At 38.0% G+C, this 13,791-nt stretch carries 17 protein-coding genes and 1 pseudogene; 2 read left to right on the top strand and 16 right to left on the bottom strand.

Features of this window, described 5'->3' with window-relative positions:
• Positions 1-14: 14 nt before the first annotated feature.
• The 13 genes from ACWYN3_RS14070 to ACWYN3_RS14130 form a co-directional block, all read right to left on the bottom strand.
• Entirely contained in the window at positions 15-305 is a 291-nt protein-coding gene (locus ACWYN3_RS14070) for a TolC family protein (RefSeq protein WP_456221709.1), read from the bottom strand.
• Positions 306-330: 25 nt separating this feature from the next.
• Entirely contained in the window at positions 331-723 is a 393-nt protein-coding gene (locus tag ACWYN3_RS14075; RefSeq protein WP_456221710.1) for a TolC family protein, read from the bottom strand.
• Between the two features lie 98 nt (positions 724-821).
• Positions 822-1,274 carry a TolC family protein gene (locus ACWYN3_RS14080; protein ID WP_456221711.1) on the bottom strand — a complete coding sequence of 151 codons (453 nt, stop codon included), beginning with the start codon at positions 1,272-1,274 and terminating at the stop codon, positions 822-824.
• Between the two features lie 461 nt (positions 1,275-1,735).
• Positions 1,736-2,338: a class I SAM-dependent methyltransferase gene (locus tag ACWYN3_RS14085; RefSeq protein ID WP_456221712.1), complete on the bottom strand. Its 603-nt coding sequence runs from the start codon at positions 2,336-2,338 to the stop codon at positions 1,736-1,738.
• Between the two features lie 39 nt (positions 2,339-2,377).
• A complete protein-coding gene (locus tag ACWYN3_RS14090) occupies positions 2,378-3,286 on the bottom strand; it encodes a hypothetical protein (protein WP_456221713.1) in 909 nt (302 codons plus the stop codon).
• Positions 3,268-3,804, bottom strand: a complete 537-nt coding sequence (locus ACWYN3_RS14095; RefSeq protein ID WP_456221714.1) for an RES family NAD+ phosphorylase — start codon at positions 3,802-3,804, stop codon at positions 3,268-3,270. Before ACWYN3_RS14095 ends, ACWYN3_RS14090 begins: the two co-directional genes overlap by 19 nt.
• A gap of 8 nt (positions 3,805-3,812) precedes the next feature.
• Positions 3,813-4,259, bottom strand: a complete 447-nt coding sequence (locus tag ACWYN3_RS14100; RefSeq protein WP_456221715.1) for an antitoxin Xre-like helix-turn-helix domain-containing protein — start codon at positions 4,257-4,259, stop codon at positions 3,813-3,815.
• A gap of 91 nt (positions 4,260-4,350) precedes the next feature.
• Positions 4,351-4,701, bottom strand: a complete 351-nt coding sequence (locus ACWYN3_RS14105) for a hypothetical protein (RefSeq protein ID WP_456221716.1) — start codon at positions 4,699-4,701, stop codon at positions 4,351-4,353.
• Positions 4,685-5,869, bottom strand: a complete 1,185-nt coding sequence (locus tag ACWYN3_RS14110) for a M1 family aminopeptidase (RefSeq protein ID WP_456223007.1) — start codon at positions 5,867-5,869, stop codon at positions 4,685-4,687. The genes ACWYN3_RS14105 and ACWYN3_RS14110 overlap by 17 nt, the downstream gene beginning before the upstream one ends.
• Positions 5,830-6,321, bottom strand: coding sequence for a M1 family aminopeptidase (locus ACWYN3_RS14115; protein WP_456223008.1), 492 nt, complete (start codon positions 6,319-6,321; stop codon positions 5,830-5,832). Before ACWYN3_RS14115 ends, ACWYN3_RS14110 begins: the two co-directional genes overlap by 40 nt.
• On the bottom strand, positions 6,315-6,932 hold the full coding sequence (locus ACWYN3_RS14120; RefSeq protein ID WP_456221717.1) for a hypothetical protein: 618 nt from the start codon (positions 6,930-6,932) through the stop codon (positions 6,315-6,317). Before ACWYN3_RS14120 ends, ACWYN3_RS14115 begins: the two co-directional genes overlap by 7 nt.
• A gap of 12 nt (positions 6,933-6,944) precedes the next feature.
• Positions 6,945-7,337 carry a GTP-binding protein gene (locus ACWYN3_RS14125; RefSeq protein ID WP_456221718.1) on the bottom strand — a complete coding sequence of 131 codons (393 nt, stop codon included), beginning with the start codon at positions 7,335-7,337 and terminating at the stop codon, positions 6,945-6,947.
• On the bottom strand, positions 7,325-7,990 hold the full coding sequence (locus ACWYN3_RS14130; protein WP_456221719.1) for a CobW family GTP-binding protein: 666 nt from the start codon (positions 7,988-7,990) through the stop codon (positions 7,325-7,327). Before ACWYN3_RS14130 ends, ACWYN3_RS14125 begins: the two co-directional genes overlap by 13 nt.
• 377 nt (positions 7,991-8,367) lie before the next feature.
• Here ACWYN3_RS14130 and ACWYN3_RS14135 point away from each other — a divergent pair, with 377 nt between their 5' ends.
• Positions 8,368-9,348, top strand: a complete 981-nt coding sequence (locus tag ACWYN3_RS14135; RefSeq protein WP_456221720.1) for an aminopeptidase C — start codon at positions 8,368-8,370, stop codon at positions 9,346-9,348.
• A 158-nt stretch (positions 9,349-9,506) separates the two neighbouring features.
• On the opposite strand, the pseudogene rpiA reads toward ACWYN3_RS14135, so the two are convergent.
• Positions 9,507-10,192 (bottom strand): annotated as a pseudogene (rpiA, locus tag ACWYN3_RS14140) (ribose 5-phosphate isomerase A).
• A 188-nt stretch (positions 10,193-10,380) separates the two neighbouring features.
• Here rpiA and ACWYN3_RS14145 point away from each other — a divergent pair.
• Complete coding sequence (locus ACWYN3_RS14145; RefSeq protein ID WP_456223009.1) at positions 10,381-11,250, top strand: Gfo/Idh/MocA family protein; 870 nt, start codon at positions 10,381-10,383, stop codon at positions 11,248-11,250.
• Between the two features lie 99 nt (positions 11,251-11,349).
• Here ACWYN3_RS14145 and ACWYN3_RS14150 read toward each other — a convergent pair whose 3' ends face one another.
• Positions 11,350-11,706: an acyl-CoA thioesterase gene (locus ACWYN3_RS14150; RefSeq protein WP_456221721.1), complete on the bottom strand. Its 357-nt coding sequence runs from the start codon at positions 11,704-11,706 to the stop codon at positions 11,350-11,352.
• Between the two features lie 57 nt (positions 11,707-11,763).
• Positions 11,764-13,791, bottom strand: a complete 2,028-nt coding sequence (gene metE, locus ACWYN3_RS14155) for a 5-methyltetrahydropteroyltriglutamate--homocysteine S-methyltransferase (RefSeq protein ID WP_456221722.1) — start codon at positions 13,789-13,791, stop codon at positions 11,764-11,766.

Below are 13,791 nucleotides of genomic sequence, written 5' to 3' on the forward strand. Positions count from 1 at the left end.
ATCTGGGTAGCGGCTTAAAATTCGTTAATAAATAGATTATAATCACCCAATGCAGCTGATTTCAATAACAAAGCCTGCCATACATTCGTATAGGCAATATCACGATCAGTCTCTGCCCTGTTCAATGCATACAGAGCCTGCGTCAGATCTACAATTGTAGTCAACCCATTTTTATATAAAGTGCTCTTCTGCAAATAAGCTTCACTTGCCGCTTTTACCTGTACAGGAGCTTCATTATAATTGTCCATTGCATTTTTGATCTTGCTTTCCGCCAGTGCTAGCTGAGCATGTAATTGCTGACTCACCAGTTCACCAGTTCATATTCATTCTCTAACCACTCGAAATATAGCGTTGTGCTTTAACCTGCGGAGAATTACGTAAAATGGTCGTTAAGTTCCAGGTCACACCAACACCAAATAAATAATTACCACGCGTTGGATTAACACCATCCCCATAACTATGTGAGTAAGCATTCAGATTATTTGGATAATTAGTATCAAATCCAGAGCCTCTGCCCTGCAATATCCCAATTAAAGAGAATGTTGGATACGCCAGTTTCTTATAATAATTCAATTGCTGATTACTCAGATCCACTCTGTCCCTGTAGAATTTCAAAAGCGGATGCTCTTTAAAATTCACATTCGTATCCGCTAATAAAATCGATTGCGGCACATGGTTTATTGATGCTGTATCCACTTTAAAACCAGTAGCAGTTACCCCCATCAGGATACCAAGCCTGTTAGCCTGTTCCTGTTCAAGATCTATCGCTTTAGTCAGTGCAATTTTAGCATTTGATACTTCAGCACCAGCTAATGAAGAATCTACACCGGCATTAATCCATTTTTTGCACGCAGAACTGCATTGTTTTTAAAGATTGTCGCTCTCTCCAGGTTCTTCTGCTGCGATTTAGTCAGGCGCTGTGCAGCAAGTAAATTCAGGTAAGCAGCAGACACACGTACTTCATGCTGAAAAATCTCCTGATTCAGGTCATTTACATCCCTCTTAAGCGCTGCTTTCGAAACATTGATCTTTTCACGGATTCTGCCGAAGCTAAAAAAATCCCAGTTTATATTACTAAGATAAAGGGCACCAAAAGCAGCATTCCAGTTTTGCTGGGGAAGTGCCGGACCAGACGAAGCCGTACTTAATCCGCCTAAAGCAGAGAGCGGCCCGTTCTGTCCATTGATTGTACCATAATCCTGCTGTGCAGCAAGTGTAAAATTGGGAAGGTATTCCCTTCTGGCCTGTTCAACTGTCTGTTTAGAGGCGCTCACGTAATTGCCTTTTGCCTTTATAGTTCCATAATTAGTAATTGCTGTATGAATGGCATCCTCATATTTAAAGTTTGGGCATCGACAGTTACAGCAGTACACAGGAAAGAGGAAAAAAGAATTGTAGAAAATGATATTCGGGGCATTAGATTGATGTTAGTTAAATCGATATTCTACTTAGTGTTTTTTGTACATAGCAAAAGTATCTGTTATAACATCAACCGAAAATATTCAGTTCAAATCAATACTTATTAAATTCAAACAATTAGGCTTTAGAATACCAAAAACAGGGCTATTAGCGACCGATCATTTCCTTTACAGATAAAAATTAAGCTAATTAAACGTAAACATACAGTTATAAAGCACTTAAATGACATTATACTGACTAGTCAGCCCATCAAAAATACAAAAACAATAAGATTACCTCTGAATAAAGACCAGACAGCACTATAAACTGAATTAATCTAATTTGTTTTCTGATAAATGATAGTTTTAATAAAACCACTATAGTAAAAAGCAGTATTCAAGGAGAGATAGGTATTTTCTTCAAATAGATATTCCGTATTATTCACCAGCAATTTTGCTTCTACAGATGAAATTTTACTAAAAAACAAATACATAGTATGCAATAACAACCACTGCCACCTCTTTCCTGACTTCTCAGTATAATAAAAGTCAGAAAATAGCCAGGCCCCACCCGATTTAAGCAAATTATTGAGTTGATTAAAGACTATTTGAACATTATCCGCAGAAAAATTATCAAAGAAGAATGCCGTAATTAAAACATCATAAGAGACTACTGCTTTAAAATCTTCCATTGCAGCATGGATATACGTAACGATATTATCTTTTACATCTCTTTTCTTAGAAAGATCAAGCATTTTAGAAGAAATTTCAACATAAGTAATAGTTAAACCCGAAGGATGAATTTTAGCTATTTCTTCCAATATCCATCCCGTCCCTCCTCCTGCTATTAAAATAATACTATTTGCCGGGATAGCATGCAACTGGTCAATCTGCGCCTTCACCTGTGCACGGAAGAAAATCATTCTGCTGAGCACATACATAATATCCAGCTATACTATCATAATTATTCTTCATCATTCTTAAATAAACTGCATAGCAATAATGCCACAAACTGCCTTTACCATAATCAGTCCGTCAATGACGATAAGATAGTAAAATATCTTCTTTCTATTGTTCATAGAATAAGCGACGATTGCAGTCAGCACAAAGGGAATCAGATTAATCAACACCCTTGGCGTAGGAAAATGTTCGATATAAGCAAAAATCAGCAATGATAAAATCCCCGTAATCAATAGCGGGATCAACACATAAAATATGGTCTTCTTCAGGCCTATCCTGACGACAAACGTTTTAAGCTGACTGTTAGAATCAATTGCGTAATCCTTTACATCAAACATAATCGCATTTACCGTACAAAACATCCAGTTTTTCACAAAAAGGAAATACCAGAATGTAGTTTTGGCTACATCTGTATTAGATTGTATTTTCAGTAAAATCAGCGGTAAAAGATTAGCAGTAGCCGCCCATACAAAACCAATAATAAAAGGTTTAAACCAGCCCGTATTTCGTAAATTGAGATTAAAGAAAAAGACAGGCACTAAACCATAATATAAGACAGCCATCCCCACAACCACACCTACAACGACCCAGTATTCAAGAGGCAAATGTAATATGGCATCAAAATTACTGACCACCATATAAAAAATAAGTGCCCCGCAAACCAGGCTCAGGATCAGCTGGCTCAAACGGACAAAACTACGGTGTTCTGCGTACCATGCCGTCCGGGGATTTTGCGTCTTCTGACTACTTTTCGCGCCCATATACGCATAAGTATAATAGACAATTGGTGCAAGAAATAATAATATATAATAGCTAAGGGAATTGAAAGGTACCTTTAACTGCAATGTAGATTCGATAGTCAAAGCCACCGCCAGCAAGCCGATAAAGTAGTTACCGAAAAATATAAATTTTATAATCTTTGAACCCATCTTGAGATTTGCTGACCTGATATTATTTGTCTTAATTTTTCGAGAAAATTAATGGTATTTTTTTTTAAGATATCTTCTATTCTTTCATCCGGAACAAGATCTGTTACCGCAATCAATTTAATCCTTTTGAAATCAGGATGCAGCGTATTGAGCACGTAATTATTACATTCAGGCATGACAGCCGATGGAACCTTAAGCACAGGAAATCTCAGATCATCAAACCATTTATTACCTATCGGCTGACAATGGCTATAATCATAAGGATCACGCCAGTCAGGGTCCATTTTACTTTCTTCTACAGTACTGATTAGCAAATCGTCAGGAATCTCAATAAAAACGGTTTTAAAGTCCTGATTGAAACCCACCCCCTGTCTTCGTACCATATTTTCCATGAATGCCAATGGGATATTTTCTGCACAGTAAATTACACGTTTACCAGCCGAGGCCCATCTTCCATTTACTCCTGATGCAGTAAGTGAGCCAGCATAATTTTTATGCCCTATTCTGAATACAATCATCTATCAATTTAAACAGCATCGCCATAGGCCATTTTTATGAGTTCATCTGTTACCAGGTCAACACCTCCGGGAGTCGTTAACCAGTCCATAGGACGCTCTTTTGAATTCCAGAAAGGCTTATTTAACCAATAACTGAATTCATCAACAGTACCGAATAACTCTACACCTTTTTTATAAAGACCTATTAATTTAAGCAAATGCTCTCCATAAACAGGCTCCAGCAATTTTTTTTGTTCTTTATAGTTACTGATTGTCCGGGAGGATATATTAATCAGATCTGCCAGCGATTTATTAGAGATATTAATCGCTTCAGCAAAATCATAAAATAACCCCGGTTTTAGCCCCTGTCTTGCATATTGAAAGACCTTCATATCATCACTTACGTCGATTGCATTAAATTTGACGCGAAGTGTTTCTGTCCGTTTGTCTGAAAGTAACACACTTGTAGCTGACATATCTTCGAATTTTAGAACACTAATATACGAATATTTTCAATATCAATGTTGAAAATATTCGTATATCCATTTAGCTTTCGGATAATGTCTCTTATTTACCCCCCTGTGACGATAATCTCACTGCTCTGAACAAATTATCAGTTGCCTGCAGGATTTTCGCTTTCAACCGGGGACTATAATCCGGGTGGTTTTTAAGAAATTCAGTTACAATAGTTGCCGCTGCTTTACTCTGGTAAGTTCCAAATGTAGCCTGTAACCAGGATTGCGGAAAGAAAATATCACCAGTAGACTGAATTTCCTCTAACAAACCAAGACTTTTCTCTAAATAACCCACACTATATTGCTGGCGCAGCGGATGATGAAGATAATACAAAGCAGCAAGTACATTTGACTCTTTTGCCTTGTTAGCAGGATATTTCAAACTATCAAAAAAAAAAATCATCTCTCACACTTTTCTTTTCAGAAACAGCAGGTATAATGAACTCAAAACGCTTCTTCCGGTCAGGATTCGTAATTCTTGAATCCTGTACACCTAAAATAGCATCATCAGCATCCCCCCTAACAGCTAATGAAAGCGCAAGACTGGTATAATCATCCTCCGAAAGCGTTATTCCGGCAGGAGCTTTCATGCTTTTCCAGATTTGATAAAGCCTGTTTCTTGCCGTTTTACTCAGAAAAACATCCTGATAAGCTTTAAAAAGCTGTTTCTTGTTATTATTGCTTTTTTGTAATAGCATCGCCGACCACAATTTATCTTCCAGCGCAACTGACAGCGATTGTCTCTCTTTAGCATCACTGAACTGCCAGTAAATAGTACTGATATAATTACTGAGTAATCTAATATTAAGCTCTTCACCCTCTTTTGCCAAACTCTGGCTAAAAAGTGTCAATAAAGCCACAGGCTGAACAGTTTTTCCACTCAGCATTTGCTCATATAACGAGATATAGGCAACAGATCGGTGTAATGGTTTTTCCAGGCCAGACAAATACTGTGGAATTAAAGGATCAACCGGCCACTGCCCATAACCATCTCCTGCCGAGTTGAAAAGAATAAACAAGGGTTTATCAAGCCCAACCGCTTCTTTGAGCTCCAGTTTCTCTTCCGCTAAATCAGCACTGATTACCTTAACTGAGCCGGGATAAAACAAAGTCACCTCAAAAGCTTGTGGCCAGACTCTTTTTTCTCCATATTCAGCTTGCTGTGTTAAAGTAAGTGCACTGATTTTATTCCCCGCGTAAACTATTTTATAATCAATAACAGGCCTGCCGCTCTCATTTACCCATACCTTATTCCATTTCTCCAGATCAACCGGCGTATGTGCATCCAGAATACGAATTAAATCAGGCCATGAAGCGTTACTATTGGCAAATTTCTTTAAATACTCCCTTACCCCCTCCTGAAATTTATCCTTTCCCATCAGCGCTTCCAGTTGCTGCATCATAACAGGAGCCTTATGATAGATGATATTACCATAAAGTGTTCCCGCATCCTTCAGGTTATCCAGTGGCTGACGAATAGGGTTAGCACCTAATGTACGGTCTACAGCATAAGCAGCAGGGAAGTGATCGATCAGGAATTTAAGAGCGAGTAATCGGCCTTTCCCCCCGATTCTTCCGCACTTTTATCAGCCATAAAATTGGCAAACACCTCCTTCATCCAAACATCCGAAAACCAGTCCATAGTCACAAGGTCACCAAACCACATATGAGCTGTTTCATGCGCAATCAGATTATTACGTGCATTAAGCTGATCTTTGGTTGCACCAGCATCTAAAAACAAACTGGCTGCTTTATATTGAATTGCTCCGGGATGTTCCATTCCACCAAATTGAAAATCAGGAATAGCCACAAACCCAAACTTCTGAAAAGGATAAGATATAGCCGTCCAATCTTCAAAATATTTTAAGGAGGCAGAATGAATGTTATATATAGCAGGTAAACTTGGTTTAAGCTTATCATGATCCGTTTCACGGTATAAAAAATTTGCCCGCAGCTTATTTACTGTTCCCTTATAAAGCTCAAATTTACCAGCAGCAAAAGCAAAAAGATAAGTACTTAGCAGATCAGAAGTCTTATAATGATATTTTTACGCTGCTGTTCCTGCACAGAATCCTTAAGTTCAGCATTTGCTATTGCCTTCCAATCTTTAGGCAGATGAAGTGTCAACGTATAAATCGCTTTCAAATCAGGCTGATCAAAACATGGAAAAACAGTTCTCGCTCTGTCCGGAACAAATAAAGTATACAGATAATCTGAGTTTCTATTTAATGCACCCTCACCTGCCCTGAATAAAATGCGCACTTCATTATCACCCTTTTTCAAAAATTGCGGAAGCAGGATCAGATGTTCCTTATCATGCTTCACAGCTACTGTTTTACCATTAATAGTCAGCAAACTGATTTTCGAAGGATCTTCTTTAAAATCCAGCTGCAAAGGCAATCTTACAGCACTCAATTTAAAATTCAGCACTTCATGTGCCGAAATCGCCACCGTTTTCTCAGCAGGTATACTCAGTTCAAGCTTATAATGAATAGCAGTAAGTACTGATTTACGATAAACCGCCAGTGATCTGCTTACTCCATTTTCAACAATCGGGTCAGGAATTGCTTTTCGTGACGAACAGGAAGTCAATACAATAAACAGAAGTAACAGGGATTTATAGCGAAATATCATGAGGGCAATTTACTATTTTTGTTCAGAATCAGGGTACAGACAAGTACGGAACATTTTGTCAAAACCATATACTTTAAGGTCTTTCCCGATCACAACAATCTTAGTCTCCCTGATCTCATCCGGCAGCCAGGTTTCACCTAAAGTAATAGAAAGTGATTTACCAACAGTCTGCAACACAATTCTACTCGAAAAAATATGGCTGTAAATAATTCCTTTGATCCGGTATACATTAGCCGACTGCGCAATCAGAAATACCATCATCCGATGTTCAAGCGCCTCAATATCCAGACTCTCTTTATATTTTAAAAGTATTGTCTCAATATCACTGTGTTCATGACGGTTATGAGAAGCTGCAAAAGCCATTAAAGGCTGTTTTTCATTCATACCAGTTCCTAAACTGAACATTCCCTTTGGCGCGTAGATACAGGTTTGGGATTACTGTAAAAATTGGCAAAACGTTCCCTGGCAAACATCTTTTTGACTTGAAAATCATCTTTCGTGGCAATCAGAATTTCTGCAAACGGATTGATAGCCTTTAAGATAGCCTGTAACTCTATGACATAACTTTCACTTACCCGTTCCACCTTATTTAATAAGATACTGTCACTAAAAGCAATTTGCTGAATAGCCTCAGGACGTTCTTTTAACTGATCTTCAACCAGCTCAGCATCTACAATACAAATCACTCTTTTTAAATCATATCCTCTCTTCACCTGATCCATGGTCAAAAATGGATGGGCAATATTCGCAGGATCAGCAATTCCTGTAGCCTCTATAATCAGGTGGTCCCAGGAATCCTTCTTCTCCCATAAATTATTTAAAATATCATATAAATCATCATTCAGCGTACAACAGATACAACCATTATTAAGCTCTACAACATCCTCATCCCCCTTAATGATCAGCCCTGCATCTATACTTTCCGAGCCAATTTCATTCTCTATTATCGCGAAGCGTGTATCCTTCATTTTCGAAATTACCGCATTCAGAACTGTTGTTTTTCCTGCGCCTAAAAATCCAGTAAGGATAGTTACTTCTTTTGCCTTCATATATTTCATCAGATTTGATCTCGCTTTAAATTACAAACTTAAGATATCCGACCATTTTTCACCAAATAAGCCAAATAAAATAACGTCCAATAGTTTACTTTGTAAATTTTATGTTGTTCAGAATATTTTCCTGTTAATATTTTTTCAATATTGTCTAAAAGATGTACATTGCCAAGCAAAGATATGCAAATGCAATAATGTTGCGCACAATTACTACCTCGAATACTAATTAAACACACAATAATGAATAAATCAATATTTAAACCTTTAGTCTTCGCCTCAGGACTATTATTAACATCCACTTTCGGATTTGCACAGGACAACCTGGTAAATTCTTTAAAAAACAATCAATCTGCAAACAGCACTCAGGTTTCAAATTCACGGACGTGATTAACCTTGAAAATACATCTGTTAAAAACCAGGGTTCTTCAGGAACTTGCTGGAGTTATTCTACAAACTCTTTCCTTGAATCAGAAATGATCAGAATGGGAAAAGAGCCTGTAGCTTTATCTGAAATCTTCTCAGCTCGCAATGCTTATGTAGAAAAAGGTAAAAATTATGTACGTATGCACGGAGCAGTAACTTTAGGTGATGGTGGTGCTTTGCATGATGTAATTAATATGTTCAGACAATACGGTGCGGTTCCACAAGTAAACTATACTGGTTTAAACTATGGTACTAAAATCAATAAATTTGGCGAAATGGGTGCAATTACTACCGCTGTACTAGAAGCAGTAGTTAAAAACCCAAACAAAACATTAACACCAAACTGGCAAAAAGCTTATACAGCTGTAATTGATTCTTATTTAGGACAGGTTCCTGAAAAATTCGATTACAAAGGTAAAAGCTATACTCCACAGACTTTCGCAAAACAAGTAGTTGGCATTAATCCTGATGATTATGTAGAATTATCTTCATTCAATGATCATCCTTTCTACAGCAAATTTACTTTGTTAGTACAGGATAACTGGTCATTTGACCAGGTTTACAACGTTAAAGTGAATGAAATCACTGATATCATTGACAACGCATTGAAAAATGGTTATTCAGTAGCATGGGCTACCGACGTAAGTGAAAAATCATTCTCTTACAAAAATGGTGTGGCTTATATCCCGGCTAAACCATATGAAGAAATGAATGAGCAGGAAAAAACATCTATGTTCAGCGAGCCAAAACCAGAAATGGAAATCACTCAGGAAAACCGTCAGTTAGCTTTTGATAACTATGAAACTACTGATGACCACGGTATGCATATCGTTGGATTAACTAAAGATCAGAATGGCAGAGAGTATTATATCGTTAAAAATTCATGGGGCGTAACCAATGACTACAAAGGTTATTTATACGTAACTAAGAATTATGAATAAAATACAAAACGACCGCTTTCTTATTGAACAAAGGTGGTATACCAGCAACAATCAGAAAAAACCTGGGTATTTAAAATCCAGAACGTATAAATAAAAAGAGGGGTTAAAAGCACGTTGCATAACGTGTTTTTAACCCCTCTTTTTATTTATACAGATTCTTATACAGGCATAACAATCCTTATTCCATTTTCACCAGCAACCACAGCTTTTGTAGCCATACCATAGAATAGAGAATGGTCTACAATCCCAGGAATCATCTTAACTGTAATATTCAGAGCTTTCAATTCAGGCAGCTCCGTAAAATGAATATCGGCCAGCAGATTTCCGTTATCAGAAATCAGTGCCCCATCTTTTTGCGTGCCCATTCTCAATTTTACTGATGACGCAGGATAAACCACCTTTATCCTGCCAAGAACAACAGGTAATGCCTCCTGCAAAATTTCGATGACCAGAGGATAAGTATGATCCAGTTTTGTCACCATTTTGCTTTCATCACCATTAAAATAAACTCATTAGCCATAGAGGCCAGTACTTTTTCACTGGTATGAATCCCGCCACCGCTCTTCAAAGCATTCAGCCCGGAATCAAACTGATCACAACCGTCAAAATAAATATCCAGCGCTGCAATTGTACTGGAAAATATCACCTTTAACCCTTTTTCAATCAGATATGCGCGCGTTTTAAAAGAAGATGACACAAATGTGAGTGAAGCAGCAAATTCTTCTTTCTCGCTGATCAAATTGACCAGATGTACAATCGTACTTCCTGCACCCAGTCCGATAACCTGCCCTTTTTTAATAAAATCCAAAGAAGCTTTTGCAGCCTCCAGTTTGTAATCAATCATCTGAATCAAATTAGTTCCGGGCTAAAATTAATATATTTATCCATGCAAAAACCTATAAATACAGGCGTATTATCCTTTGGAATGTCTGGAAAGTTATTTCACACCCCCTTCGTAGATGCACATCCAGGATTTAACCTGTCTGCAGTAGTAGAAGATCTGAAAAAACGGCAAAACTGCGTTTTCCAGAAATAAAAAGCTATAATTCTGTAGATGAACTTATTGCAGACCCGGAAATAGAACTGGTGATTATCAATACACCAAATTATACACATTTTGAATTTGCACAGAAAGCCCTTCGTGCTGGTAAACATGTACTGGTAGAAAAACCGTTTACCGTTACAGCTGAGCAGGCCCGGCTCCTTTTCAAAGAAGCAAAAGATCATAACCTGTATATCCTTCCCTATCAGAACCGTCGCTATGACAGCGATTTTCTGGCTGCAAAAGCTATCGTAGACAGCGGTAAACTCGGCCGGCTTGTAGAAGCACATATTCGCTACGACAGATATCGTTATACCATTGGCCCTAAAGTTTTCAAAGAAACACCTATGCCTGGCAGCGGATTACTGTATGACCTGGGCCCCCATTTACTAGACATGGTTTTTGCCTTATTCGGTGAACCATTGGAATGGACTAAAACCCTTGGTTATTACCGCCCAAATACACAAGTAGATGATTACGCCTATATCCATTTAAAATATCCTGAAAATCTACAGGTATTCATTACCATGAGCATGCTGGTCGTAGAACAACAACCTGCATTTGTGATGAACGGAACCAAAGGATCATACTTCAAACATCGTTCAGATATACAGGAAACACAACTGTTAAAAAACATGAGCCCCAATGATCCTTTATATGGGATTGAATTACCTGGAAAAGAAGGTGTGCTAAGTACTATTGACAAAGATGGTCAGATCACAAAAACAATCATTCCACCAGGTAAAGCTTCTTATATTCATTTATTTGATGCGGTTTATCAAACTATTAGAGAAGGCAAGCCTTACCCCGTCAAAGAAGAACAAATTATTCAGCAAATCACTATACTAGAAAGCAATTAAAGACAAACGGGCCTCATTCGTCTGGAAATGAGGCCCTTTTAAGATAAATAACCTTATAAAAAGATTTATTTTAGGATAGCAGTAGGTTTTTTATGTTCATCAATCAATAGCTACAAATGAGAATTCACCAGTAACCGCTTTCTCACGATCCTCAGAATACATTTGCTCCACATAGATTTCTACCTTTACTTTCATACTGGTATTTCCAATATGACTTACTGTACCAACCAGTTCAACAATAGTACCGGCAGGTATTGGCATTTTAAAATCTATTCTGTCGCTGCTTACAGTAACCATTCTCTGGCGGCTAAACCTTGTAGCGGTAATAAATGCTACTTCATCCATCATATGCATGGCAGTTCCGCCAAATAAGGTATCATAATGATTTGTAGTATTAGGGAATACGGCTTTAAAAATTCTGGTCTCTGATGATTTAATCTTCTCTTCTATAGTCATTTCTGTATTATTTTATAATAAAAACGTGTGGCCTGCGAACAAACCACACGTTTAAGGCTACAAACTTACTGGTTCTTTTACGGATAAACGCAATTCTTTTGCGGCTTCAACCATTTCGATCAGTGCTTTTTTGGTTTCATCCCAATGGCGCGTTTTCAAACCGCAATCCGGATTGACCCATAGCTGGGCGGCCGGAATAACAGCTTTTGCTTTTTCCAGCAATTGCACCATTTCATCCCTTGACGGAACTCTTGGAGAGTGGATATCATAAACACCTGGTCCAATTTCATTTGGATAATTGAAATCTGCAAAAGCATCAAGCAATTCCATTTGTGAACGAGAACATTCAATAGTGATCACATCAGCATCCATATCTGCGATATGCTGAATAATATCATTGAACTCTGAATAACACATATGAGTGTGAATCTGGGTCTCATCGCGTACACCACTTGCAGAAATCCGGAAAGCCTGAACAGCCCATTTCAGATATTCCTGCCAGTCCGATTTACGCAAAGGTAAACCTTCACGGATTGCTGGCTCATCAATCTGTATGATCTTAATACCGGCATTTTCCAAATCACAAACTTCATCACGAATAGCCAAAGCTATTTGTTTACAAGTAAGCGCACGTGGCTGATCATTTCTTACAAACGACCATTGTAAAATCGTAACAGGACCTGTTAACATCCCTTTAACCCATTTACTAGTCAGTGATTGCGCATAAGACGACCATCTTACTGTCATTGGCGCAGGACGATGCACATCACCAAATATAATCGGAGGTTTCACGCAGCGGCTACCATAACTCTGTACCCAACCATTTTTAGTGAATACAAATCCGGCAAGCTGTTCACCAAAATACTCAACCATATCATTACGCTCAAATTCACCATGAACAAGTACATCAATGCCTGTATTTTCCTGAAAACGGATAGTTTCCTCTGTTTCTTTTTCAATTAGCGCATCATATTCAGCCTGCGTTAAATCACCTTTTTTAAATTTAGCTCTCCAGCTGCGAACTTCAGAAGTCTGCGGGAAAGAGCCAATCGTTGTTGTAGGGAATAAAGGCAGGTTCAGCGCATTTTGCTGTGCAATTTTACGGCCTGAATAAGGAATTAGTCTATTTTCGTCCTTTTCGGTTACTCCCGCAATACGATTTTTCACTGCATCATTATGAATCAAAGCTGAAGTTCTGCGGCTTTGATTCGCAGCCACATTATCTTGCAAAGCAGTAATTGCCTGATCTGAAGGCGTTTTACCAGCCAATTGTTTCAGACAAACTATTTCGTCAACCTTCTGACGCGCAAAAGCAAGCCATTGTTTGATTTCTGGTGTAAGTGTTTTCTCATTAGTTTCCAGTGCCAAATCGCATGGAGAGTGAATCAGCGAACAAGAAGGCGAAACTAAAATCCTATCCTCTCCTATTTTTTCTACTGCCAGGTTTAACTGTGAAAGCGATTGCTGAAAATCATTTTTCCAGATATTTCTTCCATCAACCACTCCTAAAGACAATTGTAAATGGTTAGGAATAGCTGCTAACACCCTTTCTAATTGCTCAGGAGCTCTGACCAGGTCAATATGTAATGCCGTAACCGGAAGTGATGCTGCCAGTTCCAGGTTATCTTTTAACCCTTCAAAATAAGTGGTTAAAAGAACTTTCAGCTTTGGAAACTGCTTTCTGATTTCCTTATATACATAGGTATAAGCATCCTTTTCCTGCTGCGTTAAATCCAAAACCAGGAAAGGTTCATCAAATTGCACCCATTCTACATGCTGCGTATCTAATTCTCTTAATATTTCAATATAAACAGGTAATAGATTTTTGATCAGTTCAATCCTATGGAAACCCTCTTGTTTCTCTTTACCTAAAAGCAGGTAAGAAACAGGGCCAATAATCACAGGTTTAGTTTTTATTCCCAGTCTTTTAGCCTCATTGTATTCATTAATAATCTTCTGAGAAAAAAGTTTGAAAGTCTGATCTTTATAGAATTCCGGAACAATGTAATGATAGTTTGTATCAAACCACTTAGTCATTTCCATTGCCGTAATATCAATACCGTCTTTCTGATAACCCCTTGCCAT

The sequence above is a fragment of the Pedobacter sp. NJ-S-72 genome (assembly GCF_053890575.1).

Excerpts from the sequence above, each read along its gene's own strand:
- ACWYN3_RS14075 (WP_456221710.1), bottom strand. The coding sequence starts at position 723 with ATGGGGGTAACTGCTACTGGTTTTAAAGTGGATACAGCATCAATAAAC.
- ACWYN3_RS14085 (WP_456221712.1), bottom strand. The coding sequence starts at position 2,338 with ATGTATGTGCTCAGCAGAATGATTTTCTTCCGTGCACAGGTGAAGGCG.
- ACWYN3_RS14090 (WP_456221713.1), bottom strand. The coding sequence starts at position 3,286 with ATGGGTTCAAAGATTATAAAATTTATATTTTTCGGTAACTACTTTATC.
- ACWYN3_RS14095 (WP_456221714.1), bottom strand. The coding sequence starts at position 3,804 with ATGATTGTATTCAGAATAGGGCATAAAAATTATGCTGGCTCACTTACT.
- ACWYN3_RS14100 (WP_456221715.1), bottom strand. The coding sequence starts at position 4,259 with ATGTCAGCTACAAGTGTGTTACTTTCAGACAAACGGACAGAAACACTT.
- ACWYN3_RS14105 (WP_456221716.1), bottom strand. The coding sequence starts at position 4,701 with ATGATTTTTTTTTTTGATAGTTTGAAATATCCTGCTAACAAGGCAAAA.
- ACWYN3_RS14120 (WP_456221717.1), bottom strand. The coding sequence starts at position 6,932 with ATGATATTTCGCTATAAATCCCTGTTACTTCTGTTTATTGTATTGACT.
- ACWYN3_RS14125 (WP_456221718.1), bottom strand. The coding sequence starts at position 7,337 with ATGTTCAGTTTAGGAACTGGTATGAATGAAAAACAGCCTTTAATGGCT.
- ACWYN3_RS14130 (WP_456221719.1), bottom strand. The coding sequence starts at position 7,990 with ATGAAATATATGAAGGCAAAAGAAGTAACTATCCTTACTGGATTTTTA.
- ACWYN3_RS14150 (WP_456221721.1), bottom strand. The coding sequence starts at position 11,706 with ATGACTATAGAAGAGAAGATTAAATCATCAGAGACCAGAATTTTTAAA.
- metE (WP_456221722.1), bottom strand. The coding sequence starts at position 13,791 with ATGGCAAGGGGTTATCAGAAAGACGGTATTGATATTACGGCAATGGAA.